This is a genomic window from Marinobacter sp. OP 3.4 (assembly GCF_036224885.1).
Lineage (GTDB): Bacteria > Pseudomonadota > Gammaproteobacteria > Pseudomonadales > Oleiphilaceae > Marinobacter.
Window position 1 is genome coordinate 49,139 of record NZ_JAVVLT010000024.1, and the last position, 23,982, is coordinate 73,120.

A 23,982-nucleotide genomic window follows, 5' to 3' on the forward strand; every position below is an offset into this window, starting at 1 on the left:
ATCGGGAAGGAGCAACGACATGGCTTACGAAACGATCCTGACGGAGGTAAAGGGCCGGGTTGGTGTGATCACCCTGAACCGCCCCAAGGCCCTGAACGCCCTCAACAGCCAGTTGATCGATGAACTGAACCAGGCCCTGGACGAGTACGAGCGCAATCCGGACATTGGCTGCGTTGTGTTGGCCGGCTCCGAAAAGGCCTTTGCCGCCGGCGCCGACATCAAGGAGATGTCGGTGCTGGAATACCCCCAGATCTACCTGGACGATTTCTTCGCCCAGGCGGACCGCATCGGCCAGCGTCGCAAGCCGATGATTGCGGCGGTGGCCGGCTACGCCCTGGGTGGTGGCTGCGAGCTGGCGCTGATGTGCGACTTTATCTACGCCGCCGACAACGCCCGCTTCGGCCAGCCGGAGATCAGCCTGGGCGTACTGCCGGGCATTGGCGGCACCCAGCGCCTGACCCGGGCCCTGGGCAAGGCCAAGGCCATGGAGATGTGCCTGACCGGCCGCCAGATGGACGCGAAGGAAGCGGAAACCGCTGGCCTGGTGGCCCGGGTATTCCCGGCGGACCAGTTACTGGCCGAAACCCTCAAGGCGGCGGACAGCATTGCGGAGAAGTCCCTGCCCAGCACCATGATGACCAAGGAAGCGGTGAACCGGGTGTTCGAGACCAGCCTGAGCGAAGGGGTGCGGTTCGAGCGGCGGATCTTCCACGCCATCTTTGCCACCCATGACCAGAAGGAAGGCATGAGGGCCTTCGTGGAGAAGCGCAAGCCGGACTTCAAACACCAGTAGGCCTGTAACGCCCCGGACAACAAAAACATTGGAGGCACAATCATGAAGATCGGATTTATCGGCCTGGGCAACATGGGCGCGCCCATGGCCAGCAACCTGCTCAAGGCCGGCCACGAACTGACCGTATTTGACCTGGTACCGGAGGCGGTGGAGAAAGCCCGCGCCGAGGGCGCAACCGCCGCCGACAGTATTGCCGCCGTGGCCGGTAGCGATGTCGAACTGGTCATTACCATGCTGCCCGCCGCCAAGCATGTGAAGGCCGTGTACCTCGCGGAGGACGGCGTCCTGGCGAATGTGGCCAAAGGCGTGCACCTGATCGACAGCTCCACCATCGACCCCATGACCTCCCGGGATGTGGCCGCCCAGGCCGCGAAGCAGGGCAATCCCATGCTGGACGCCCCCGTATCCGGCGGTACCGGTGGCGCCCAGGCGGGCACCCTGACCTTTATGGTGGGCGGTGAGGACAGCGAGTTCGCCTTTGCCCGCCCGGTGCTGGAGAACATGGGCCGGAATATCGTACATTGCGGTGCCGCCGGCAACGGCCAGGTGGCCAAGATGGCCAACAACATGCTGCTGGGCATCTCCATGATCGGCGCCGCCGAAGCCATGAGTCTGGGCGTCTCCATGGGTATGGACCCGGAAGTGCTGGCGGGGGTGATCAACACCTCCAGCGGCCGCTGCTGGAGCACCGATACCTACAACCCCTACCCGGGCGTTATCGAGACCGCCCCCTCCAACCGGGGCTACACCGGCGGTTTCGGTACCGACCTGATGGTCAAGGACCTGGGCCTGGCCACCGAGGCCGCCAAGGTGGCCGGCCAGCCGGTGGTGATGGGGGCGCTTGCCCAGCAGCTCTACCAGTCCATGAGTTTCGAGGGCCATGGCCACCTGGATTTTTCCGCCATTATCAAACGTTATCGCAAGGAGTCTGAATGAGTGACAACCAGCCTGAACTGATTGTCGATGTCCGTGGCCGCTACGGTTATCTGACCCTGAATCGCCCCAAGGGCCTGAATGCCCTGACCCTGGGCATGGTGCGGGACATCCACCGGCAACTGGACGACTGGGCCGGCGACAGCGGCATCGATGCAGTGGTGTTCATGGGGGCTGGCGACAGGGCGTTCTGCGCCGGGGGCGATATCCGCGCCCTGTACGACAGTTACCAGTCCGGCGACAACCTGCACCGGGTGTTTTTCGAGGAGGAGTACGCCCTCGACCAGGCCATCCACGAGTACCCCAAGCCGGTGCTGGCCCTGATGAACGGCATTGTCATGGGTGGCGGCATGGGCATTGCCCAGGGCACCAGCCTGCGGATTGTCAGTGACCGGTCGAAGCTGGCCATGCCCGAGACCGGCATCGGCTACTTCCCGGATGTGGGGGCGACGTATTTCCTGGGACGCCTGCCAGGTCGCCTTGGGGAGTACCTGGCGGTGACCGGCAAACACCTGGACGCCGCCGATGCCATCCATGCCGGGCTGGCGGACCTGTATATCCCCGAGGAAACCTTCGCCACCATCGACGTCACCCTGGACGGCACCGACGCCACCACCGTCGAGTCCCTGAAGTCAGGCCTGGCCCATGCCGCCGCCGAACCCAGGGCCTCCCGCCTGGCCGAGATGCAGCCGGCTATCGACGAGCACTTTGCGAAGCCTGATCTGCACGCGGTGCGTGATTCCCTGCGCCAGGAGCAGCGCCCGGAGTACACGGACTGGGCCCGGGAGACCCTGAAGGCGATGGATACACTGTCCCCCCTGGGCATGGGCCTGTCCCTGGAACTGGTACGCCGGGGCCGGGAGCTGTCCCTGGCGGAAGCCCTGCAACTGGAACTGGCGCTGGATTATCAGTGGTTCGACAAGGGCGATATTGTCGAGGGCGTCCGTGCGCTTATCGTGGACAAGGACAAGTCTCCGAAATGGCGGGTGGCGAGCATTGATGACCTGAAGCCGGAGGACATTTCCGTCTTTTTCGACGAGGCCCGGTAACCAACGGTTTGTCACCCTGTCAGACATAGAGAACAACAAGAGAACGCCACCATGCAGGATATTGAGTTCAACGAAGACCAGCGGATGATCCGCGACATGGCCCGCCAGTTTGCCCAAAGCGAGCTGGCGCCCCGGGCGGCGGAATGGGACAAGTCCGGCTATATCGACGACGCCGTGATCCGGCAGATGGGCGAGCTGGGCCTGCTGGGCATGGTGGTGCCGGAAGAGTGGGGCGGCAGCTTCGTGGACTTCGTTGCCTACGCCCTGGCGGTGGAGGAAGTGGCCGCCGGTTGCTGCGCCACCAGCACCCTGATGAGCGTGCATAACTCCGTGGGTTGCGCCCCGGTGCTCAACTACGGCACCGAGGACCAGAAGAAACGCTGGCTGCCGTCCCTGGCCAGTGGCGAGACCATCGGCTGTTTCTGCCTGACCGAGCCCCAGGCCGGCTCCGAGGCCCATAACCTGAAGACCCGGGCGGAACTGAAGGACGGCGAATGGGTGCTCAACGGCGCCAAGCAGTTCGTCACCAACGGCAAGCGGGCCGGGCTGGCGGTGGTGTTTGCTGTCACTGATCCGGACCAGGGCAAGCGCGGCCTGTCCGCCTTCCTGGTGCCCACCGACAACCCCGGCTTCCGGGTAGACCGGATGGAGCACAAGCTGGGTATTCGGGGTTCCGACACCTGTGCCATCACCCTGGAGGATTGCCGCATTCCCGAAGAAAACCTGCTGGGTGACCGGGGCAAGGGCCTGAACATCGCCCTGTCCAACCTGGAAGGTGGCCGTATCGGCATCGCCGCCCAGGCGGTGGGCGTGGCCCGTGCCGCCTTCGAGGCCGCCCTGAAATACGCCCGTGAGCGACAGCAGTTCGGTGTGCCCCTCACCGAGCACCAGAGCATCGCCAACATGCTGGCGGACATGCACACCCGCCTGAATGCGGCACGGTTGCTGGTGGTCCACGCCGCCCGCCTGAAAACCGCCGGTCAGCCCTGCCTGTCGGAGGCCTCCCAGGCGAAGCTGTTTGCCAGCGAGCTGGCGGAGGAAGTCTGTTCCCACGCCATCCAGATCCACGGTGGCTACGGCTACCTGGAAGACTATGGGGTTGAACGCCTGTACCGGGACGCCCGCATCACCCAGATCTACGAGGGCACCAGCGAGGTGCAGCGGCTGCTGATTGCCCGGGAGTTGAAGAACCTGCTCTGACCGGTACAGGTCTTAGCCGGGGGAAGAACTGACGGGGCCGCCCACTGCGGCACGGACGATCATGGCATGATAATGTGGTCGTCATTGCGCAAAGGGGGAACACCATGAGCTTCTCGAATCCGCTGACCCGTCTCGTCAATATCCAGTACCCGATCGTCCAGGCACCGATGGTGGGGGTTTCCACGCCCGAGCTGGCTGCCACCGTATCCAATGCCGGGGCCCTGGGCTCGATCGGCATCGGGGCCAGCTCGGCGGACAAGGCGCGGGAGATGATCGCCGCCACCCGTGCGCTGACGGACAAACCGTTTAACGTCAACGTGTTCTGTCACCGGGCTGCGAGGCCCGACCCTGAGAGGGAAGCCAGCTGGCTCAACCATCTCAGGCCCTTCTTCGATGCGTTCGACGCCACCCCGCCGTCCCGGTTGACCTTGCCCTACCGGAGTTTCACCGAAGACCGTTCAACCCTGGACATGCTCCTTGAGGAACGGCCGGCGGTGGTCAGTTTTCATTTCGGGTTACCGCCGGAGGACTGGATCCAGTCCCTTCGGGAAGCGGGTATCGTGACCTTTGGCTGCGCCACCACCCCCGACGAGGCGGCCAGGGTGGAAGCTGCGGGCGTGGATGCCATTGTTGTCCAGGGTGCGGAGGCCGGGGGGCACCGTGGCGTATTTGAGCCGGAACAGGGCGACCAGCAACTGGGTATCCTGCCCCTGACCCGCCTGGTCTGTGCCGATAGCCGCGTGCCGGTTATCGCGGCGGGGGGAATCATGGATGGCAAGGGCATCGGCGCCGTGATGGAGCTGGGGGCCGCCGGCGCCCAGCTAGGCACCGCTTTCATCCTGTGCCTGGAATCCAGCGCCAGTGCCGGCCATCGCGATGCCCTCAGCAGTGACCGCAGCCATCATACGCAGATTACCAGCGCCATCTCTGGCCGCCCCGCCCGGGGCATTGTGAACCGCTTTTATACGGACATTGACCTGGCCGGCGCCCCGACGCTCCCCGACTATCCCATTGCCTACGATGCGGGAAAGGCCCTGGCCGCCGCCGCAACCGCAAAGGGGAGTCAGGCATTCGCGGCCCACTGGGCGGGCCAGGGAGCGCCGCTGGCCCGGGACATGCCGGCCGGGGAGCTGATCGAAAGACTGGTGCAGGAATGTCCCCTGCTGGGTTCCCGGTGACCACGACCTCCTGCCGGTTCGTCCGTTCCGACGATGTGTGAGCTTGCTTATCAAATGATCATGTAGCGGATCCCCACCGTTGGCGAGGAAACCGCTCATGTCAGATCTTCCCACCTCCCTGAACATTGACGAGTCCGGCGGTGTGGCCCGCCTCACCCTGGCACGACCGGATGCCCTCAATGCCCTGGACCGCCCCCTGATCCAGGCCCTGCGAAGCTATTTCAGTGAACTCTACCATCGGCGGGATATCCGCGTGGTGGTGCTGGCCGCTGAAGGTCGGGCCTTCTGCGCCGGTCTGGATTTGAAGGAACAGGCACAGACCCCTATTAATCCCCGGGTGGGTGGTGCGCTGGATGAACAGCGCGCGGTGCGGGACATCATGGTGGCCATGCGCCGCTGCCCCCAGCCCATCATCAGCATCGTACAGGGTTCCGCCAGTGGTGGCGGTTTTGCCATTGCCCTTGCCAGCGACATTCGTTTGCTAACCCCCGATGCCCGTATGAATGCCGCCTTTATCAAGCTGGGACTCAGTGGCTGTGATGTGGGGGTCAGTTACTTCCTGCCCCGCATGGTCGGCGCCTCCGTGGCGGCGGAATACCTGCTCACCGGTCGCTTTATCGAGGCCGAGCGGGCCCGGGAGCTGGGACTCACCAGCCTGGTGGCACCGCTGGAGCAGCTTCATGAACATGCCGACGGCCTGGTGGCGGACATGCTGCGGGCCACGCCCCTGGGGCTGCGGCTGACAAAGGAAGCCCTGGGTCTGGCCATCGACGCCCAGGGCCTGGAAGCGGTGGTGGCCCTGGAAGACCGCAACCAGATCCTGTGTGTGCAGGATGAGGATTTCCAGGAAGGAGTGAGTGCTTTCCTGGAAAAACGCGAACCCCGATATGCCCCCGAAGGAGAAACATCATGAACGCAGAAGAACTGATGTACCGGGAAGGCCTCCTGGACGGCGAACGCATCCTGGTGACCGGCGGTGGTACCGGCCTGGGCAGGGAGATGGCGGAGGCCTGCCTGATCCTGGGTGCCCACGTCTATATCTGTGGCCGCCGGGGCAGTGTGCTGGAAGAAACCGCCAACGACCTGATGGCGCGCCACGGTGGCAAAGTCACCCCCATCCCCTGCGATATCCGCAGCCCGGAGGCCATCGACGCCATGGTTCAGCAGATCTGGGACGATGGCGGTGCCCTCACCGGCCTGGTGAATAACGCCGCCGGTAACTTCGTCAGCCGTACCGAGGACCTGTCCCACCGGGCCTTTGATGCCGTCGCCAATATCGTGTTCCGGGGCAGCTTCCTGGTCACCCAGAGTTGCGGCAAGCGCTGGCTGGCGGAAGGCAAACCGGCGTCGGTGGTGTCCATTGTCACCACCTGGGTCTGGAACGGCTCGCCGTTCGTGGTGCCCTCGGCCATGTCCAAGGCTGGCATTAATGCCATGACACAGTCACTTGCGGTAGAGTGGGGCAACCGCGGCATCCGCCTCAACGCCATCGCGCCGGGCCTGTTCCCCACCGAAGGCATGAGCAAACGCCTGGGACCGCTGGGTGAGATGGATCTGGGGGACAGCCCCATGGGTCGCCCCGGCCGTTACCCGGAACTGGCCAACCTGGCCGTGTTCCTGCTGGGACCGGGCGCCGAATACGTCAACGGCCAGACCATCGCCATTGATGGCGGTCAGTACCAGGCGGACGGCGCCAACTTCTCCGCCCTGGCCGCCTGGGGCGACGACGAGTGGCGCCGGGCCCGGGAAGCCATTACCGCCATTAACAATCAGGACAAGGCCAAACGCTCCACCTGAGCGGGCCTGCTGCTATCGAGGAAGTCACTATGTCCGACACCGTACAGGTTATCCGCACTGACCATGAAGGCGTGGTCGAGGTTCGCCTCAACCGCCCCGACAAGATGAACGCCATCAGCACCGAGATGTTTGCCGATCTGGCAGCCGCCGGGGAGTCCCTGAAGAACGACCCCACGGTGCGGGCGGTTGTCGTCAGCGGCGAAGGCCGTTGCTTCTGTGCGGGCCTGGATATGGGCAATTTCTCGAAAATGGCCGAGGGCCAGCCCAGCTCCACCACCGAGGGCCTGGAGAAGCGAACCCACGGCGACTCCAATCTGGCCCAGTACGTGGCCATGGTCTGGCGGGACGTGCCGGTGCCGGTGATTGCAGCGGTGCACGGCGTCTGTTTCGGCGGCGGGCTACAGATCGCCCTGGGCGCGGACTTCCGCTACGCCACCCCGGACTCCCAGTGGGCGGTGATGGAAATCAAATGGGGTCTGGTGCCGGACATGGGCGGCATGGTGCTGGTCAATGAACTGGTACGCCCGGACGTCGCCCGGGAACTGTGCTACACCGGTCGTATCCTCTCAGGACAGGAGGCCCTGGACGTGGGCCTGGCCACCCGCATCGCCGGTAACCCCCGGGAGGAAGCCCTCACCCAGGCCCAGGCCATCGCCGGCAAGAGCCCGGACGCCATCCGCGCCATGAAGCGCATGCTCAACGACGCCATCACCCCGAAGGAACAGGCCGCCCGCATCCTGCTGGAAGAGTCCCGGGAGCAGGACGCCATCATCGGCAGCCCCAATCAGGTGGAGGCGGTGTACGCCAACCTGGAGAAGCGAGCGCCGAGGTTTTTGGATCCGAAGGTGTAACGTCAGGCCAGGCCAGAATCTCTGGCGCCCTGCGGGCGCTCCCCCTCACCCTGGCCCTCTCTCTCGTTGGGGAGAGGGAATGTTGGACGCTAGTCAGGGGGCAATCCGACTTCCATGGTTGTGATCGAGCCAGTTGTTGGGAGAGGGGTGCCGTGTTATTTTCCGGACGGTTGATGGACTAACTCTGATAGACAAGGATCTGTTATGCCGAATTCTTCCGGACGTTTCCGCGCGCAACTGACGATCGCGAAACTAATCAGTTTTGCATACGATCAAGACGATGGCGTCGTTACTTCACTGTCAAAATCAGCGGGGAACTTTACGTTAACGCTTGATCAAACTGGCGATGTTTCCATCTCCGGTTCGGCAGGGAACGCCTCTTTCTCCCTTAGCCCCACCCAGCGAGACAAAATAGGCTGGGACGTTAAATGGATCAGCGTCCGTTTCAGCGCTACAGAAGATGATCTGTTTTCGTACAGTGTTAGTGGCAAGATTGGCGCACTGAACCTGAGTTTCTCCGGTGTCGTTGATTTCGATACGTTGATTATGGAGTGCACGGGGCTGCTCTGTCAGGCAGCACGGGTGATCAACGCGGATAGTCGGTTTGAAGCAAACACCAGGGGTGCCTTCCGGAATAACTAACAAGGAGTGTTGCGGAAATGACATTAATGATGAATCTGCCCGGCTTAGCTGTAGCCATCTTCCTGCCAATAGTTATTGTCGGATGTGCATCACAGGAGGCAACTACGACCAAGTCTCCAGCACAGGCCTATGGCAATTATCTAATGCTTACCGATAATGAAGCTCCCCTAGAGGAACTGGCAGGACAATGGGATGAACCCGCTCAGGATATGTTCCTCAGGACAGCCGACAGTTCTGGCAAATCTATTCCAATAGATAATTTTGAATCATCGTTGCGATACCCGCTGCTGTTTTCTGATGCTCCCACTGCCCCCGAATCCATAGAAATGACAGGGGGCGAAAGCTGTATGCTTCTCGTGGGTCAGGCGTCTGATGGTGGAGTACTCGCATTGAGTGTTCTGCTAAAGGAAAGTGAAGGGCAGTGGAAACATAGTGAGTTATTTGCCCGTTATCTTGGGCCTGGGGATAGTCGACCAACGACGCCCTTATGTTTACCGCCAGAGCCGTTTTCGTCGTAGCTTTCTGAGTACTGACTATTTCCTGGCATTTGGGAGCAGCCCGAATCAGGTGGAGGCGGTGTACGCCAACCTCGAGAAGCGGGCGCCGAAGTTTGCGGATCCCAAGGTGTAGCTCGATTCTCAAGTTTGAATTAGCACCGAACTATGGGCAGTCCGGAAGGTGGGTAGGGGCCTTTCGGAACAGCGCCAGGGAAGGCGCGGAGCAAGGCGGGTTGCCAGGGACGGCCCCTGAATTGCGATGGAGAAAGGCCCCTACCCACCTTCCGGACTGTATGGCACTAATCTAAAAAGCAAAGCAGTGCTCAGACGGGAGCACCTGTCACTCCCGCTCAAGGGCAATAGCAGTCGCCTCACCCCCACCAATACACAATGAAGCCACCCCACGCTTCAGATCATAGGTCTGCATCGCCCCCAACAGGGTCACGATAATCCGCGCCCCGGAGGCCCCAAGAGGATGGCCAAGGGCACAAGCGCCGCCGTGCACATTCACCTTGTCGTGGGGGATATCCAGCTCCTTCATGGCCGCCAGGGGCACTACCGAAAACGCCTCATTGATCTCGAACAGGTCCACATCCGATACGCTCCAGCCGGTCCTTTCCATCAGGTGCTGGATGGCGCCCACCGGTGCGGTGGTAAACCACTCCGGGGCCCGGGCGTGGCTGCTGTGGCCTTTGATAGTGGCCAGGGGAGTCAGGCCGCGCTTCTCGGCCTCGGAACGGCGCATCAGCACCAGTGCCGCACCGCCATCGGAAATCGACGACGAGTTGGCCGCCGTCACCGTGCCGTCCTTGCGGAAGGCGGGTTTCAGGGAGGGGATCTTGTCCGGGCGGGCCTTGCCGGGCTGCTCGTCGGTGTCCACCATGACTTTGCCAGTGTCCACTGGCGTGATCTCATCGCGGAAATGGCCCTGTTCGATGGCCTTCAGGGCCCGGTCCAGGGAGGTCAGGGCGTACTCGTCCTGCTGCTCGCGGCTGAAAGCGTAATGGTCGGCACAGGACTCCGCAAAGGTACCCATCAGCCGGCCCTTGTCATAGGCGTCCTCCAGCCCGTCGAAGAACATATGGTCCAGCATTTCCGCGTGGCCCAGGCGGGCGCCGCCGCGCATCTTGGGCACCAGGTAGGGGGCGTTGGTCATGCTCTCCATGCCGCCGGCGGCGACAATATCCGCGCTGCCCACGGTAATCAGGTCATGGGCCAACATGGCCGTCTTCATGCCGGACCCGCACACCTTGCTGATGGTGGTGCAGGGGGTGGACAGATCCAGACCCGCGCCCAGGGCCGCCTGCCGTGCCGGCGCCTGGCCCAGGCCGGCGGGCAGTACATTGCCCATCATCACCTCGCTGACGTCCCTGCTGCCCATGGCCGAGCGCTGCAACGCCGCCTTGAGGGCCGCCGCGCCCAGGTCGGTGCCGGACAGCGCCTTCAGGTCGCCCTGGAAACCGCCCATGGGGGTGCGGGCCATGCTGGTAATAACGATTGGATCGGTTGTCACGGTCATTCACCTTCAGTCATCAGTGTGCGGTTTCGGAGTGTGGCGGCCCGTGGCGGTGATCCAGAATAGCCGGAACATCTCCAGCAGCATCAGGCCAAACGCCAGGGGCACCATCAGTATGACTGGCCAGATGGGCCAGTGAGTAGAGCTGATCTGGAACTGGCGACCGCTCTCGACGGAACTCCACGCGTATTCGGTGACGTACCACATCACTACCACGAAGATAACGATTTCCACCAGAAGTACCAGTGACGCCAGAATTCGATGGAGCATCGGCGGCAGCCAGGCCTGCAGCATGTCAAATTTGGGGAACATACCATCCCGATGGGCTAGCGGGATGGCCCAGAACACCAGCAGCGGGAAGGCCACCCGTTCAATCAGGTTATAACTTCCCGGTATCAGGTCCATGCCGAATACATACCGCCCCAACACGCTGAGTACCGTCATGATCATGATGGCGAACAGACAGAATCCGCCGCCTACGGAGGCCAGACCGCCTTCTATCTGTCCGATTCTTTGCCAGAATCCCATGGTTTCCTCCTTAGCGCATCTGGGCCGGTAGCCAGGTCACGATGGATGGGAATACCAGCAGCATGCCGGTCACGATGATGCCTGCCGCCAACGCGAAGATGGTGGCACCCCGGAAGACCTGCGACGCGGGGTGGCCGGCGGCGCTGGCTGCGGCAAAGCTGGCGAGACCCACCGGCGGCGTCAGCAGGCCCAGGGCAATCATGGTGGATGCACTGACGCCAAACCAAAGCAGGTCGATGCCCGCGGCCTCCAGTAATGGGAGGATGATGGGCACCAGCAGCACGATCACGGCGGCGGACTCCAGGAACATCCCGGCCAGGAAAAATACCGCCAGCAGGATGACGGCCACCAGTCCGGGGTTGGACATCAGTGGGTCCATGACGGCAATCAACTCATTGGGCAGTCGTGAGAAAGTCAGGAAGCGGGCGAAAATCTTGGCACCGAGCACCAGCATCATCAGTGCGGCGGTGATCTTTACCGATTCAGCCAGGGCCTGGAAGATATCCTTCCGGCTGACGCGGCCCATGGCAACCATGCCCACCATGGCGGTAAAGGCACCAATGGCGCCGGCTTCGGCAACGGTAATAATGCCGCCGTAGATGCCGCCAAAGACCACCACCATCAGGGTGACCACGAACAGGAAAGCATTCCGGCTCCTGCGTCGGCCATCTCTCTCCTCCGGCTCATCGGGGATCGTCCCATCCACCTGCGCATCCTTGCGGATTTCGCCGAAGACCTTCAGGCACACCACATAGATGGTGATGCAGAGCAACGCGGGTCCGAGGGCACCGATAAACAGGTGCCCGATGGGAACCGAGGTCAGCGAGCCGTAGATGATCATGATCAGGCTGGGGGGCACGATGGCCGATAGGGAGCCGGCCACGGCGGCAATACTCAGGGAGAAACGGCGGGTGTAGCCAAGTTCTTCCAGTTCCGGTGAGGCAACGGCGGCCAGGGAAGCGGAGCTGGCCGCTCCCGAGCCGGAGACGGCGCCCAGCAGCGACCCGGTGACGATAGTCGCGACCCCGAGGGGGTACCTGCGATAGCCCGACATGCGGTGACCGACCTGAAACAGGTCATTAATGATACCGCCCCGGAGCAGCATCTGGGCCATCAGCAGGTAAAGTGGGACGATAGACAGGGAGTAGATGGATGCCGAATAAAAGGTGTCGGGGCCAATGATACCGCCTAGCGGTCCGATCCCGATGTAGAGGGCAATACCCACGATACCGGCGCCGAACAGGACGGTGGCGACGTTCTGGCCCAGCGCGAGGAAGACGGCGAACCAGGCGATGACGATCCAGATAACACTCGTTGCAGACACGGCGAATCATCCAGGAGTCAGAAAGGAAGTGAAAATCGCGATGGCGGCGGAGCCACCATCGCTTACCCACGTTGCTCAGTCGAGGTCGAGGTACTCGGCGGCACCGTCGGGAATTTCCCCACCACGCTCAGTGATCAACCCGGCCCACTGGCGGGCCACGGCCCTGGCGGGATGGCCGTCTTCCTCAAGCTGCTCAATCCAGCGGATCCAGGTCTGGCTTGCGGCCTTTGCCATATAGTCCTGCATTTCCCCGGAGAGGTCTTCGATCTGCACAAAGGTGGTGCCGTCCGCGCTGGTTTCCTCACGGACTTTCACTTCCTGGCGATCAATGTGGCGGGCGTTCTCCATGGCGATCTCACGGGCGATCCGGTCCCAGGTTTCACGCTGTTCGTCAGTCAGTCCCTGCCAGGTTTCCTCCGTCATTGCGAGGTAACTCTCCCAGTGACCCATGGAAATTCCGGTGATGGCGTATTCCAGCAGGTCCTCGAAGGAATAGGAGGGCCAGTCTGCCACTGACAGGATGGTGCCTTCCACGGTATCGCGGGACAGGGCCTCATAGGAATCGGCGCTGGTCATGGTGACCGGTGTGGCGCCCAGTTCTTCCAGCAGGATGGTGTGCAGCGGTGAGCCGGCGCGAATGGGGAGCCCCTCGATATCCGATGGCTCTCTCAGTTCGATGCCGGTGGTGGCCAGGGAATAGGCAGAGGTGGCACCCACCGGCCAGCCCCGGATGCCCTTGTCGCCGATCTCATACTCGTAAAACGACTTGCCATCCTTCAGTTCCTGGTCCGAGTCCATCAGTTCCAGCAGGGCATCGGTGACCAGTTCGGAATTGGTTTCCAGGGTAGGTAGCTGAGTGACATCGGACAGAGGGAAGCGGCCTTCATGGTAGGGTGCCAGCAGAGGTGCCGCCACGTGGATAATGCCGTCGTTGAGGCCGTCCAGTTCCTGCCCCGGCGTGACCAGGGAGCCGGAATAATAGGCCTCGAAGTCAATGCCGATATCGGCTGACTCGATGGCCTTGATGAACGGATCCATGTGCTCTCCGGCCCAGAAGTGCTGCTGGCCGATACCGGATGAAATGCGCAGGGTTTCGGCTGTGGCGGCTCCGGTAAGCCCAAGCGAGCCGGCCAACAGACCTGCGGCGGTCAGTTTCAGAAGATTGCTGCTCATTACGATTCTCCCATGGCCGTGCGAAAGGCCACCTGCAATTGCGTGTTGTATTTGTTGTGCGCCGCTTCCCTGCTTCCCCGGAAGAACCGGGTGTAATACTCCGGTGACTGTGAGAGTGTCTAACCCGTCAGTCCGTCGCCGGACAGCAGCTCGGCCCCCCGACGTCCCAGTGCAATCGCCAGGGCGCCGACGGTGGCGGCATTCTCCGAGGCGGCGTTGCCTTCCTCGGCCCGCTTGGCGATACCCTGGAAAATCACCGCCCAGCGGAACAGGGCGAAGGCATGATGAAACGGAGTCAGGCCGTGGCTGAAACCGGCGGCCTCAAGGTAAATGTCCTCGAACTCCCGGCGTTCCGGAATGCCCAGTGCCTTCAGGTCCGCGCCCATCAATCCGCCATACTCTTCCGGCGTGATATGCCACATGGCAGTGGCATGTGCCAGGTCCGCCAGGGGATGTCCCAGGGTGGACAGCTCCCAGTCCAGTACCCCGACGATGCGCGGCTGCGCCGGGTGGATCATCAGGTTGCCGATGCGGTAGTCGCCGTGCACCAGGGTGGAGGTCTCGTCGCCGTCGTCGTTGTCTTTCAGCCACTTTGCCAGCTGATCGATCTCCGGGATTTCGCAGGTCTTCGAGAGTTCCCACTGCTTGGTCCAGCGATGGATCTGACGGCTGAAGAAGGGACCGGTGCGCCCATAGTCTTCGAGGCCCTTTTCAGCAACATCCACCCGGTGAAGGTTGGCCAGCACCGTCGCCTTGTGCTGATAGATGGCGGACCGGTCCTCGGGGGAGTGTTCCGGCAGGATGCTTTCGTGAAACACCTGCCCGTGGAGCCGTGCCATCAGGTAGAAGGGCGCGCCAAGCACGCCTTTGTCCTCCTCCAGGCGGACCATGTCCGGCACCGGTACCCCGGAATCCGCCAGGGCATCCATGATGCGGTATTCCCGGTCCACCCGGTGGGCGCCGGGCAGCAGTTCACCGTTGGGGGCCTTGCGCAGCACCAGTTCCCGGTCGCCGACGTTCACGAAGTAGGTGGGATTGGACTGGCCGCCGGAGATGGGGGTAATGGAGACGTTGCCGGCATCGATGGCGCTGGCGAGTTCGGGCAGGGACGTTTTCAGGTAGCCGAGCAATGCCTCGGGATCGAAGTCAGTCTGACTGGCAGGCTTGCCGGCCTGCGGGGTGTTGTCGGTACTCATTGGCGAGGCTCTTCTGGAGCGGGCGGTCAGGTTCGGGCACCCACTGTCGATGGTTTTCTGTCTTCCCCAGACAATAGGGCAGGTCATGCCCCGTCAATATCGTCGCAATGGACGATTTTGGCGACTACGCTTCCGGAACAGTCCATCGCCAAGGGGGAGAGAAATATCGTCGGAATGGACGATTTTTTCCCGGTTGCGCCCGATCACTCTAACCGAAAGATAAAAACAACAACTATTGATCCGCCCCGGCGATTCCTGCCCGGCTGGACAGCTGGCGTACAGGTGCGGGTCAGCACATGGAGGCGTTGTGAATATACTGGAAATCAGCCAGCTGTCGCTTTCCTTTGGTGGCGTGCACGCGCTGCAGGATGTCAGTTTCCGGGTGCCTCAGGACACCATCACCACCGTGATCGGTCCTAACGGTGCCGGCAAGACCTCGCTGTTCAACTGCATCTCCGGTTTCTACAAACCCCAGCAGGGCAGGATCCACTATCAGGGTGAGCCCCTGAAGGGCCTCAGGCCCCCGAAGCGGGCAGCACTGGGCCTCGCCCGCACCTTCCAGAATATCGCCCTGTTCCGGGGCATGACCGTGCTCGACAACATCAAGCTCGGCGCCCATGTGCACATGAACACCGGTCTGCTGGGCGCGCTGACCTATTACGGCCGCGCTCGCCGGGAGGAAATGGAGATTCGCGAGGAGGTGGAGCGCCGCATTATCGACTTCCTGGAGATCGATCATATCCGCCGTCAGCCGGTGGCCAGCCTGCCCTATGGCCTGCAGAAACGGGTGGAGCTGGCCCGGGCCCTGGCCATGCGCCCGAAGGTGCTGATGCTGGATGAGCCGGTGGCGGGTATGAACCGGGAAGAGAAGGAGGATATGGCCCGTTTCATCCTGGATATCCGGGAGGAGTGGGACATCACCGTGCTGATGGTGGAGCACGACATGGGCATGGTGATGGATATCTCCGACCACATCGCGGTACTCAACTTCGGTCAGGTGATTGCCGAGGGCGCTCCCGCCGAGGTCCAGCAGAATCCGGATGTGATCAAGGCCTACCTGGGCAACAGTGATATCGACAGCCTGCGCAAGCGGCTCAACCCGGACCGGGAGGCGGCCTGATGGACTGGCTGTTCTTCGGCGAGATCAGCCTGGCGGGGCTGGCCATGGGTGGGCTCTATGCCCTGATCGCCCTGGGGTTCGTGATCATCTACAAGGCGACGCGGGTGATCAACTTCGCCATTGGCGAGATCATGATGTTTGCGGCCTATCTGTTCCTGGCGTTTGCCGGTGGCATGGAACTTTCCGCCTGGGTGGCTGTGCCAATGGCTGTCGTAGGTGGGGCATTGCTCGGAGGTGTGATTGAGAAAACCATGATCCGGCCCATGCTGGGGGAGTCGCCCATTTCCGTGGTCATGGTCACCATTGGCATCGCCAGCATTCTGGTGGGGCTGGTGGAAATGGTATGGACCTCCAACCCCCAGTTACTGCCTTCCTTCCTCCCCAGGGAGCCGGTGTTTATCGGTCCCATGTACCTGGCGCCGAAGATTGCCTATGGATTCCTTATCGGCATGGCGATGCTGGTGCTTTACCTGCTGTATTTCCGTTTCTCCCGGGGCGGGGTGGCGCTGCGGGCCACGGCCTCGGATCAGGCGGCGGCCTATTCCATGGGCATCAATGTGCGCCGGGTGTTCAACCTGGCCTGGGTATTCGGGTCCCTGGCCGCTTCGCTGGCGGGCATCCTGGTGGCGGCCACCGGTGGTCTCAGTCCCCAGTTCGGGATCATCGGGCTGAGCGTGCTGGTGGTGGTGATTGTCGGCGGCCTGGACAGCATCCTCGGCGCGTTAATCGCCGGGGTGTTTATCGGCTGGCTGGAAACCGTGGCGGGGGCCTATCTGGGCGGAGAGTACCGCATGCCCGCCACCTTTGCGGTGCTGGCGGTAATCCTGGTGTTCAAGCCTTACGGCCTGTTCGGCACCCATGAGATAGAGCGGGTATAAAATGAGAATCGGCGACGCCAAACAGACGTATCTTGCCGACGAGGCCATCTGGACCAGCAGCACCCAGAAGGTCTGGTTTGCCCTGCTGCTGGCGGTATTGCTGGCATTCCCGTTCCTGGCCAGTTCCTACCTGCTGTACCTGGGCTGCCTGGTGGGGATTGCCATCATCAGTACCACCGGTCTCAATATCCTCACCGGTTACACCGGGCTGATATCCCTGGGGCAGGCCGGCTTCATGGGTGTGGGCGCCTACACCGTAGCCTGGCTGTCCATCAACACCGGTCTGCCGTTCCCGGTGACCCTGCTGGCGGCGGGGCTGGTGGCTGCGGCGGTTGGTATTCTCGTAGGGCTGCCGTCCCTGCGGGTGAAGGGGCTGTACCTGGCCATCGCCACCCTGGCGGCCAGCGTGTTCCTGCATTTCATTTTCGCCGAGTGGGAGCCGGTTACCGGCGGCATGGAGGGCCTGAGTCTGGACCCGGCCCACCTGTTCGGTCTGGAATTCCGCAGCGACTTCGCCATGTACTTCATTATCGTGCCGCTGGCGGTGCTGGCCCTGCTGGCGGCGAAAAACCTGTTCCGCACCCGGGTCGGGCGGGCGTTCATTGCCATCCGTGATCGTGACATTTCCGCCGAGATCCTGGGCATCCCGCTGCTGAAGTACAAGCTGATGTCCTTCGCCCTCAGCTCGTTCTACGCCGGGGTGGCCGGTGGCCTGTTTGCCTATTTCTACCGGGTGGTGACACCGGAGAGCTTCCCCCTGTCCATGTCCATCTTCTACCTGGCGGCGGTGATCGTAGGCGGCATGGGCAACCTGCTGGGCGGTATCCTGGGGGCGGCCTTCATGACCCTGGTGCCGGAGGCCCTGAAACTGCTGACGGCCGCGATGACCCCCATCTGGCCCAACGCCCCGGTGTTCATGTCGCCGATGCTGGAGATTATCTTCGGCGCCCTGATCGTGGGTTTCCTGATTTTCGAGCCCCACGGGCTGGCGGAGATCTGGCGTCGCATACGCCGCTTCTTCCACCTGTGGCCGTTCCGCAGCTGACCCTGGTTGCGGGGCATTCCTGATCTGATAACACCAACAAACTGACCCGACAGCACCAACAACAAGAAGCAAGGAGACACGCCATGTTCAACCAACTGATGCAGAAGGGCCGCCGGCTCGCCGGTATGGGCAGCCTGGTGGCCGCACTGGGGCTGGCCGCCCCGGCCCTGGCCCAGGACAAGGAGCCGATTGTGTTTGGTGGCTCCATTCCCCTGTCCGGGGTGTTTGCCTTTGCCGGCATCCATATCCACGCCGGCCTGACCGACTACACCGACTGGATCAACAGCGAAGGTGGTATCAACGGCCATCCGGTGGAGTACGTGATGGAAGACACCGCCTATGAAGTGGACCGATCGGTCGCCGCCTTCAAGAAGATCTCCGGCAGTGATTCACCGGCGGTCTACTACGGCGACAGCACCGGTTTCATGAAGGCCATCGCCTCCGAGCTCAACAGCATGAACACCACGCTGATGAGCGGCGCGTCCTTTGCCACAGCCCTCACCGACAACGAACAGTACCCCTACCAGTTCATTCCGGGACCCAACTACAGCCAGATGTTCGGCATCATCCTGGAATACATCGCATCCCAGGGTGAGGGTGGCGACATGCCCACGGTGGCGTTCGTCTACAGCGATACCGAGTTCGGCAAGGACCCCATCGAGAACGGCAAGGCCAGGGCCGCCGAGCTGGGCATCGAGGTGGTTGAGGAGATCGTTACCAAGCCGGGCAGTGTGGACGTGTCTGCCGAGGTGCTGAAGCTGCGCCGCGTGCGCCCGGACTATGTGGTGTTCCACGGCTATGTGCTATCCCCCATCAACGAGTTCATGGTGCAGATGCGCCAGATGGGTCTGGACACCCAGTTCATGGGCACCTTCTGGTCCTCGGACAAGCTGATCATCGACAAGATGGGTGCGGATGCCGACGGCTACATGGGCGTCATGCCCTACAACTACTACGACAGCCCGGAAAGCGGCCCCATGCTGGACGCGCTGCGGGCCCAGGCGGAGAAGAGCGATCCCGAGGCGGGCTACCGTCCCACCGGCTACATGCAGGGCTGGTTCAACGCCATGGTCTGGACCGAGGTGATCAAGCGCACCCTGGATGCCGGCAAGGAACTCACCGCCGACAACATGGCCGAATCCCTGGCCTCTATTGAGGACTGGGACACCGGCGGCATCATCGGCATCCCGGTGACCGTAAAGGACATGTCTTTCCCGGTGGGCCGCATCTGGCGGGTAAACGCGGACGAAGGCCGTTACGAGCCGGTATCCGACTGGATCCACCTTGACTGAGGCCGGTATGGACGCCGTTCTGGAAGTCGACAACATTGAGGTGGTCTACAACAAGACGGTGCAGGTCCTGCGGGGCCTGTCCCTGAGGGTTCCCCGTGGCGCCATCGTCGCGCTGCTGGGGTCCAACGGAGCCGGCAAGTCCACCACCCTGAAGAGCGTGTCCGGCCTGTTGTCCCTGGAGGATGGCGAAGTCACCGCCGGTGATATCCGCCTCAACGGCCAAAGCGTGAAGACCCGGCCACCGGAGAAACTGGTGCGGGATGGCCTGTTCCATGTCATGGAGGGCCGGCGGGTGTTCGAGGACCTGACCGTGGAGGAGAACCTGGTGGCGGCGACCTATGCCCTCACCGGGCGGGCATCCTCCCGTTCCCAGGGCTACGACCTGGTCTACGACTACTTCCCCCGACTGAAAGAGCGTCGTCGTCAACTGGCGGGCTACCTCTCCGGCGGCGAGCAGCAGATGCTGGCCCTGGGGCGGGCGCTCATCGCCCGACCGGAACTGATCATGCTGGACGAGCCCTCCCTGGGCCTGGCGCCGCTGCTGGTGGAGGAGATCTTCGAGATCGTGGCCCGCATCAACCGCGAGCAGGGCACCGCCATCCTGCTGGTGGAGCAGAACGCGGCGGTATCCCTGGCCATCGCCTCCTACGGCTACATCATGGAAAACGGCAAGATCGTGATCGACGGGCCGGCGGACCGGCTCACCGACAACGAGGACGTGCAGGAGTTCTACCTGGGTGTCGGCGGCAAGGACGGGGAGGCCCGCAGTTACCGGGATATCAAGCACTACAAGCGTCGTAAACGGTGGCTGTCATGACCGTACCTGGATTACCCGAGCTGACCCTGCCGCAGATGCTGCGGGAACATGCCCGCCAGCGCCCCGGCGAGCTGGCCCTGCGCCAGAAGGATTTCGGCATCTGGCAGGCCATCGACTGGCAGACCTTCTACCGCCGCGCCTGGCAGTTCGGCCTGGGGCTGAAGGCCCTGGGGCTGGAACCCGGCGGCCATGTGGCCATCATCTCCGAGAACCGGGTGGAATGGGTGATCGCCCAGATGGGTATCGGCATGGTGCGGGGCATCTGTGTCGGCGTCTATCCCACCAGCCCCTGGAACGAAGTGGCCTACGTGCTCGAACACAGCGACAGCACCATGGTGATCTGCGAAGACCAGGAACAGACCGACAAGGTATTGGAAGCCTGGCCACAGCTGCCCCACCTCCGGCACAACGTGGTGATCGACATGAAGGGGCTGCGCCATTACCCGGATCCGCCCACGCCATTCGGAGAGGTGGAGGCCATGGGCGTGGCCTACGAGGGGGAATATCCGGGTATTGTGGATGAACTGCTGAACCAGCAGGACATGGATGAAACCGCGCTGATGATCTACACCTCAGGTTCCACCGGGCGGCCCAAGGGTGCCATGATTTCCTGGCGTAACCTGTATGCGGCGGCCCCGGGCCTGATCGAACTGCTGGCCATTGATCAACAGGACACCAGCCTGTCCTACCTGCCCCTGTGCCACGTGGCAGAACAGGCCTTCACCAATATCGGCCCGTTGTACGTGGGCAGCACCGTCAGCTTTGGCGAGAGCCTGCGCACGGTGCAGGAGGACCTGCGGGAAATAGCGCCCACCTTCTTCCTCGGGGTACCCCGTATCTGGGAGAAACTGCACTCAGCCATCTACATCAAGATCCAGGAAACCGGTCGCCTGCGCCGAGCCCTGTTCAACCGGGCCATGACTGCCTGCGCGCCGCTGGCGACAAAGCCGAAGGCCCGCTGGAGCCGGATGGATCGGGCCCGTTACGGGTTCTGGTACTGGCTGGTATTCCGCGCCCTGCAGAACTATGTGGGCCTGCGCCGCTGCCATATCGCCATGACCGGGGCGGCACCCATCTCCTCCGGTATCCTCGAGTTCTTCCGCACCATCGGCGTGCCGCTGGTGGAGGTCTACGGCCAGACGGAAAGCACCGGCGTTGCCACCGCCCAGCCCCTGGACGAGATCCAGTTGGGGACCGTGGGCAAACCGATCACCGGTGTGGAGGTGAAGCTCGGCGAGCACGATGAAATCCTGCTGCGGGGCGGCAGCATGTTCCAGGGCTACTACAAGAACGATGAAGCCACGGCCAAGACCCTGAAGGACGGCTGGCTGCACACCGGCGATGTGGGCCAGTGGCAGGGGGATCACCTGCGCATTGTGGATCGCCTGAAGGACATCATGATCACCGCCGGGGGCAAGAACCTGTCACCCACGGAGATCGAGAACACCATCAAGGCCAGCCCCTACATCAAGGAATGCATCGTCATCGGCGAGTCCCGCAAGTATGTGTCCGCCCTGATCCAGATTGATTTCGAGACCGTGGCCAAATGGGCGGAGCAGGAGCGGGTCGCCTACACCACCTTCCGCAGCCTGGCGGAGCATGAACGGGTCAACGCGCTGGTGCAGGACGAGATCAACCGTGGGAATGACCAGCTACCGCAGGTGGCGCAGGTCAAGCGTTTCCACCTGCTCACCAAGGAACTGGACCACGACGATGACGAGGTGACCGCCACCATGAAGGTGCGTCGGAGCAAGATCTATGAGAAGTATACGGAGGTTATTGAGGCGCTTTACGAGGGAACCTGACTGGTCGTTGATCTTCGCGGTCCGGGGCGGGGAGGTTTTCTTCATTGCAGTTCAGGTGGAGTCCATCCAGCCCCGTACTCGTCTGCTCCCCCTCTCCCCGGCCCTCTCCCTCCAGGGGAGAGGGGGAAGTTCGCCGCTAATCTGTTTCTGTGATCCAGCCTGGTCTCTTTGAAGCGTAATGGTTTCAGTTTGCACGGGAAGATCCCCTCTCCCCTGGAGGGAGAGGGTTAGGGAGAGGGGGGAGCGTTCACGCACAGTACCTGCCTTTTACGCCGTTAGCCCCCAATCCGCTCCTTCAGCCCAGCCTTAACCAGTTTCCCATTGGCATTCCGTGGCAAAGGCTCTTCCTGGATGGTCACGTAATCCGGCGTTTTATAGTCCGCCAGGTTCTCCCGGCAGAACCGGCGGATGTCGTCTTCGTTCAACGCCTGGTCTTCCACCCGGGTGACGAACACATGGATCTTCTCCCCCAGCACCTCGTCCGGGTGGGGAATCACCGCGCACTCCACCACCGCCGGGTGGCTGATGATCAGGTTCTCCAGCTCCACGCTGTAGATGTTGTAGCCGCCCCGGTTGATCATGTCCTTCTTGCGGTCGAAGATGCGGACAAAACCCTGGTCATCCATGGACCCGATATCCCCGGACTTCCAGTGCCCGGCGGTGAACTCCCGGGCGTTGGCTTCCGGGTTGTTCCAATAGCCGGGTGACACCATGGGGCCGCTGATCCACAGTTCGCCGGATTCCCCCGGCGCCACTTCCCGACCATGGTCATCCATGATGCGGATGTCGCCGCAGGGCACTACCAGGCCGACACTGTCGGCGTGGCGACCGGCGTCGCCCAGGGGCAGGCAGGTGGAGGGTGAGGTGGTTTCGGTGGCGCCGTAGGCGTTGATCAGCTCCAGGTCCGGCAGCTGTTCCCTCAGGCCCGCAATGGTGCTCTCCGGCATGGGGGCGCCGCCGAAGCCGCCGATGCGCCAGGCGCTCAGGTCGTAGTCGCGGAAGTTGGTGCGCAGCAGGCACAGGTTGTACATGGCCGGCACCATGACACTGTGGGTGACCTTCTCCCGGGCGATCAGCGCCACCGCCTGCACGGCGTCGAAGGCCGGCATCACCACCACGCAGCCGGCGACCTGGGTCATGGTCAGTATGTTGGCGACCAGCCCTGTCACGTGGCTCCCCGGTGCGACCAGCAGTGAGCGCTCGCCGTCCGTCATCGCCATGACGTGCTGGTAGTGCATGGCGGAGTGCACGATATTCAGGTGAGTCAGTATTACGCCCTTGGGTATGCCGGTGGTGCCGGAAGTATAGAGAATGACGGCGGGGTCTTCCTCCCTGATCACGGGCAGTGGAAGGTCGGTGCCCGTGTCCTTCAACAGGTTATCGAAGGGCTCACTGGTTTCATCATCGCCACCGACGGCAAACCGGTGTCGCAGCCCTGGCAGTTCATCAGGGGCCGGCAGCTTGCCGGCCTGGTCGGCGTCGTGGATGATGGCCCGGGCGTCGGAGTGTTCCAGCATGTAACGCAGCCCCGGCGCCTGCTCGCGGATGTTCAGGGGCATGATGATGGCACCGGCCCTCAGCACGCCCAGGACAGCCAGCACCAGCTCGTTGCTGTTCCCCATCAGCAGTGCCACCCGGTCCCCCGGCTCGACACCCCGGTGCCGCAGTTGCGAGGCAATGGCTTCGGCCCGCCCTGCGGCTTCCCGGTAACTCAGCCGCTGCCCGTCGCACACCATGCAGTCCGCCTCCGGCGCCCGTTTCGCCGAGGCCAGGAAAGCGGCCAGCACGCTGGCCGGGCGCTCCTGGTAGCAGCGGACCACACGGTCGCCGAAATGGTGTTCGTGGCGGATGGTAAAGTTGGCATTCTGACTCATCGGATTTCCCGGTCGGTCTGGTTCAGAGGTTTGGGGCGCTTCCGCCAGCCAGAATGGCTGGTGGAAACTCGGGTCAGCCGGTGGCGACCGGTTTGAAGTCGCCGTACTCTTCCCGGAGCCTGGTCTTCAGCAGCTTGCCGGTGGCGGTGTGGGGCAGTTCGTCCACGAACAGGATATCGTCCGGCAGCCACCACTTGGCCACATGCTGTTCCAGGAACTGCATCAGTTCGTCTTTCTCCGTGGCAGCGTCATCCTTGAGCACGACAATCAGCAGCGGGCGCTCCTGCCACTTCGGGTGGGCGATGCCGATCACGGCGGCCTCGGCCACATTCGGATGGGATGCGGCGGCATTTTCAAGCTCAATGGACGAGATCCACTCACCACCGGACTTGATCACGTCCTTGGAGCGATCCACCAGCTGCAGGAAGCCGTCCGGGTCAATGGTGCCGATGTCACCGGTGGGGAAGAAGCCCT

23 protein-coding genes are annotated in these 23,982 nt (G+C 62.6%); 16 read left to right on the top strand and 7 right to left on the bottom strand.

The annotated features are described in order from the left end of the window. The first annotated feature begins 19 nt into the window (after window positions 1-19). From RO069_RS04110 to RO069_RS04155, 10 genes are all read left to right on the top strand, one after another. Window positions 20-793, top strand: coding sequence for an enoyl-CoA hydratase (locus RO069_RS04110; RefSeq protein ID WP_328185458.1), 774 nt, complete (start codon window positions 20-22; stop codon window positions 791-793). 42 nt (window positions 794-835) lie between these two features. After that, the gene (mmsB, locus tag RO069_RS04115) at window positions 836-1,729 is read left to right on the top strand and encodes a 3-hydroxyisobutyrate dehydrogenase (RefSeq protein WP_328185459.1); all 894 of its coding nucleotides are present in this window, start codon (window positions 836-838) and stop codon (window positions 1,727-1,729) included. Beyond that, window positions 1,726-2,775, top strand: coding sequence for an enoyl-CoA hydratase/isomerase family protein (locus RO069_RS04120; RefSeq protein ID WP_328185460.1), 1,050 nt, complete (start codon window positions 1,726-1,728; stop codon window positions 2,773-2,775). The genes mmsB and RO069_RS04120 overlap by 4 nt, the downstream gene beginning before the upstream one ends. A gap of 51 nt (window positions 2,776-2,826) precedes the next feature. Next, complete coding sequence (locus RO069_RS04125) at window positions 2,827-3,975, top strand: acyl-CoA dehydrogenase (RefSeq protein WP_328185461.1); 1,149 nt, start codon at window positions 2,827-2,829, stop codon at window positions 3,973-3,975. 104 nt (window positions 3,976-4,079) lie between these two features. Further along, window positions 4,080-5,153, top strand: coding sequence for an NAD(P)H-dependent flavin oxidoreductase (locus RO069_RS04130; protein WP_328185462.1), 1,074 nt, complete (start codon window positions 4,080-4,082; stop codon window positions 5,151-5,153). A 97-nt stretch (window positions 5,154-5,250) separates the two neighbouring features. Beyond that, window positions 5,251-6,066, top strand: a complete 816-nt coding sequence (locus tag RO069_RS04135) for an enoyl-CoA hydratase/isomerase family protein (protein ID WP_328185463.1) — start codon at window positions 5,251-5,253, stop codon at window positions 6,064-6,066. Further along, on the top strand, window positions 6,063-6,950 hold the full coding sequence (locus RO069_RS04140) for an SDR family oxidoreductase (RefSeq protein ID WP_328185464.1): 888 nt from the start codon (window positions 6,063-6,065) through the stop codon (window positions 6,948-6,950). The genes RO069_RS04135 and RO069_RS04140 overlap by 4 nt, the downstream gene beginning before the upstream one ends. 29 nt (window positions 6,951-6,979) lie before the next feature. Beyond that, complete coding sequence (locus tag RO069_RS04145; protein WP_328185465.1) at window positions 6,980-7,801, top strand: crotonase/enoyl-CoA hydratase family protein; 822 nt, start codon at window positions 6,980-6,982, stop codon at window positions 7,799-7,801. Window positions 7,802-8,005: 204 nt separating this feature from the next. After that, window positions 8,006-8,443, top strand: a complete 438-nt coding sequence (locus tag RO069_RS04150) for a hypothetical protein (RefSeq protein ID WP_328185466.1) — start codon at window positions 8,006-8,008, stop codon at window positions 8,441-8,443. Window positions 8,444-8,460: 17 nt separating this feature from the next. Continuing rightward, window positions 8,461-8,961 (top strand): hypothetical protein, encoded by a 501-nt coding sequence (locus RO069_RS04155; protein ID WP_328185467.1) that lies wholly within the window; start codon window positions 8,461-8,463, stop codon window positions 8,959-8,961. A gap of 319 nt (window positions 8,962-9,280) precedes the next feature. Here RO069_RS04155 and RO069_RS04160 read toward each other — a convergent pair whose 3' ends face one another. The 5 genes from RO069_RS04160 to RO069_RS04180 all read right to left on the bottom strand — a co-directional run bounded on the left by RO069_RS04160 (window position 9,281) and on the right by RO069_RS04180 (window position 14,677). Then, the gene (locus RO069_RS04160) at window positions 9,281-10,459 is read right to left on the bottom strand and encodes an acetyl-CoA C-acyltransferase (protein WP_328185468.1); all 1,179 of its coding nucleotides are present in this window, start codon (window positions 10,457-10,459) and stop codon (window positions 9,281-9,283) included. A gap of 6 nt (window positions 10,460-10,465) precedes the next feature. Beyond that, window positions 10,466-10,984, bottom strand: a complete 519-nt coding sequence (locus RO069_RS04165) for a TRAP transporter small permease (RefSeq protein ID WP_328185469.1) — start codon at window positions 10,982-10,984, stop codon at window positions 10,466-10,468. Between the two features lie 10 nt (window positions 10,985-10,994). Continuing rightward, window positions 10,995-12,308 carry a TRAP transporter large permease gene (locus RO069_RS04170; protein ID WP_328185470.1) on the bottom strand — a complete coding sequence of 438 codons (1,314 nt, stop codon included), beginning with the start codon at window positions 12,306-12,308 and terminating at the stop codon, window positions 10,995-10,997. Between the two features lie 75 nt (window positions 12,309-12,383). Then, the gene (locus RO069_RS04175; RefSeq protein ID WP_328185471.1) at window positions 12,384-13,481 is read right to left on the bottom strand and encodes a hypothetical protein; all 1,098 of its coding nucleotides are present in this window, start codon (window positions 13,479-13,481) and stop codon (window positions 12,384-12,386) included. A gap of 119 nt (window positions 13,482-13,600) precedes the next feature. Then, a complete protein-coding gene (locus RO069_RS04180; RefSeq protein ID WP_328185472.1) occupies window positions 13,601-14,677 on the bottom strand; it encodes a phosphotransferase family protein in 1,077 nt (358 codons plus the stop codon). A 307-nt stretch (window positions 14,678-14,984) separates the two neighbouring features. On the opposite strand from RO069_RS04180, the gene RO069_RS04185 reads away from it, so the two are divergent. The 6 genes from RO069_RS04185 to RO069_RS04210 all read left to right on the top strand — a co-directional run bounded on the left by RO069_RS04185 (window position 14,985) and on the right by RO069_RS04210 (window position 21,634). Beyond that, window positions 14,985-15,797: an ABC transporter ATP-binding protein gene (locus tag RO069_RS04185; RefSeq protein ID WP_328185473.1), complete on the top strand. Its 813-nt coding sequence runs from the start codon at window positions 14,985-14,987 to the stop codon at window positions 15,795-15,797. After that, the gene (locus tag RO069_RS04190; RefSeq protein ID WP_328185474.1) at window positions 15,797-16,675 is read left to right on the top strand and encodes a branched-chain amino acid ABC transporter permease; all 879 of its coding nucleotides are present in this window, start codon (window positions 15,797-15,799) and stop codon (window positions 16,673-16,675) included. The genes RO069_RS04185 and RO069_RS04190 overlap by 1 nt, the downstream gene beginning before the upstream one ends. 1 nt (window position 16,676) lies before the next feature. After that, window positions 16,677-17,720 (top strand): branched-chain amino acid ABC transporter permease, encoded by a 1,044-nt coding sequence (locus RO069_RS04195; protein WP_328185475.1) that lies wholly within the window; start codon window positions 16,677-16,679, stop codon window positions 17,718-17,720. A gap of 83 nt (window positions 17,721-17,803) precedes the next feature. Continuing rightward, a complete protein-coding gene (locus RO069_RS04200; RefSeq protein WP_328185476.1) occupies window positions 17,804-19,012 on the top strand; it encodes an ABC transporter substrate-binding protein in 1,209 nt (402 codons plus the stop codon). 7 nt (window positions 19,013-19,019) lie between these two features. After that, the gene (locus RO069_RS04205; protein WP_328185477.1) at window positions 19,020-19,829 is read left to right on the top strand and encodes an ABC transporter ATP-binding protein; all 810 of its coding nucleotides are present in this window, start codon (window positions 19,020-19,022) and stop codon (window positions 19,827-19,829) included. Beyond that, window positions 19,826-21,634: an AMP-dependent synthetase/ligase gene (locus RO069_RS04210; protein WP_328185478.1), complete on the top strand. Its 1,809-nt coding sequence runs from the start codon at window positions 19,826-19,828 to the stop codon at window positions 21,632-21,634. The genes RO069_RS04205 and RO069_RS04210 overlap by 4 nt, the downstream gene beginning before the upstream one ends. 275 nt (window positions 21,635-21,909) lie before the next feature. Here RO069_RS04210 and RO069_RS04215 read toward each other — a convergent pair whose 3' ends face one another. After that, the gene (locus RO069_RS04215; protein WP_328185479.1) at window positions 21,910-23,508 is read right to left on the bottom strand and encodes a class I adenylate-forming enzyme family protein; all 1,599 of its coding nucleotides are present in this window, start codon (window positions 23,506-23,508) and stop codon (window positions 21,910-21,912) included. Between the two features lie 73 nt (window positions 23,509-23,581). Then, on the bottom strand, window positions 23,582-23,982 hold a 401-nt coding region (locus RO069_RS04220; RefSeq protein ID WP_442915330.1), incomplete at its 5' end, for an AMP-binding enzyme.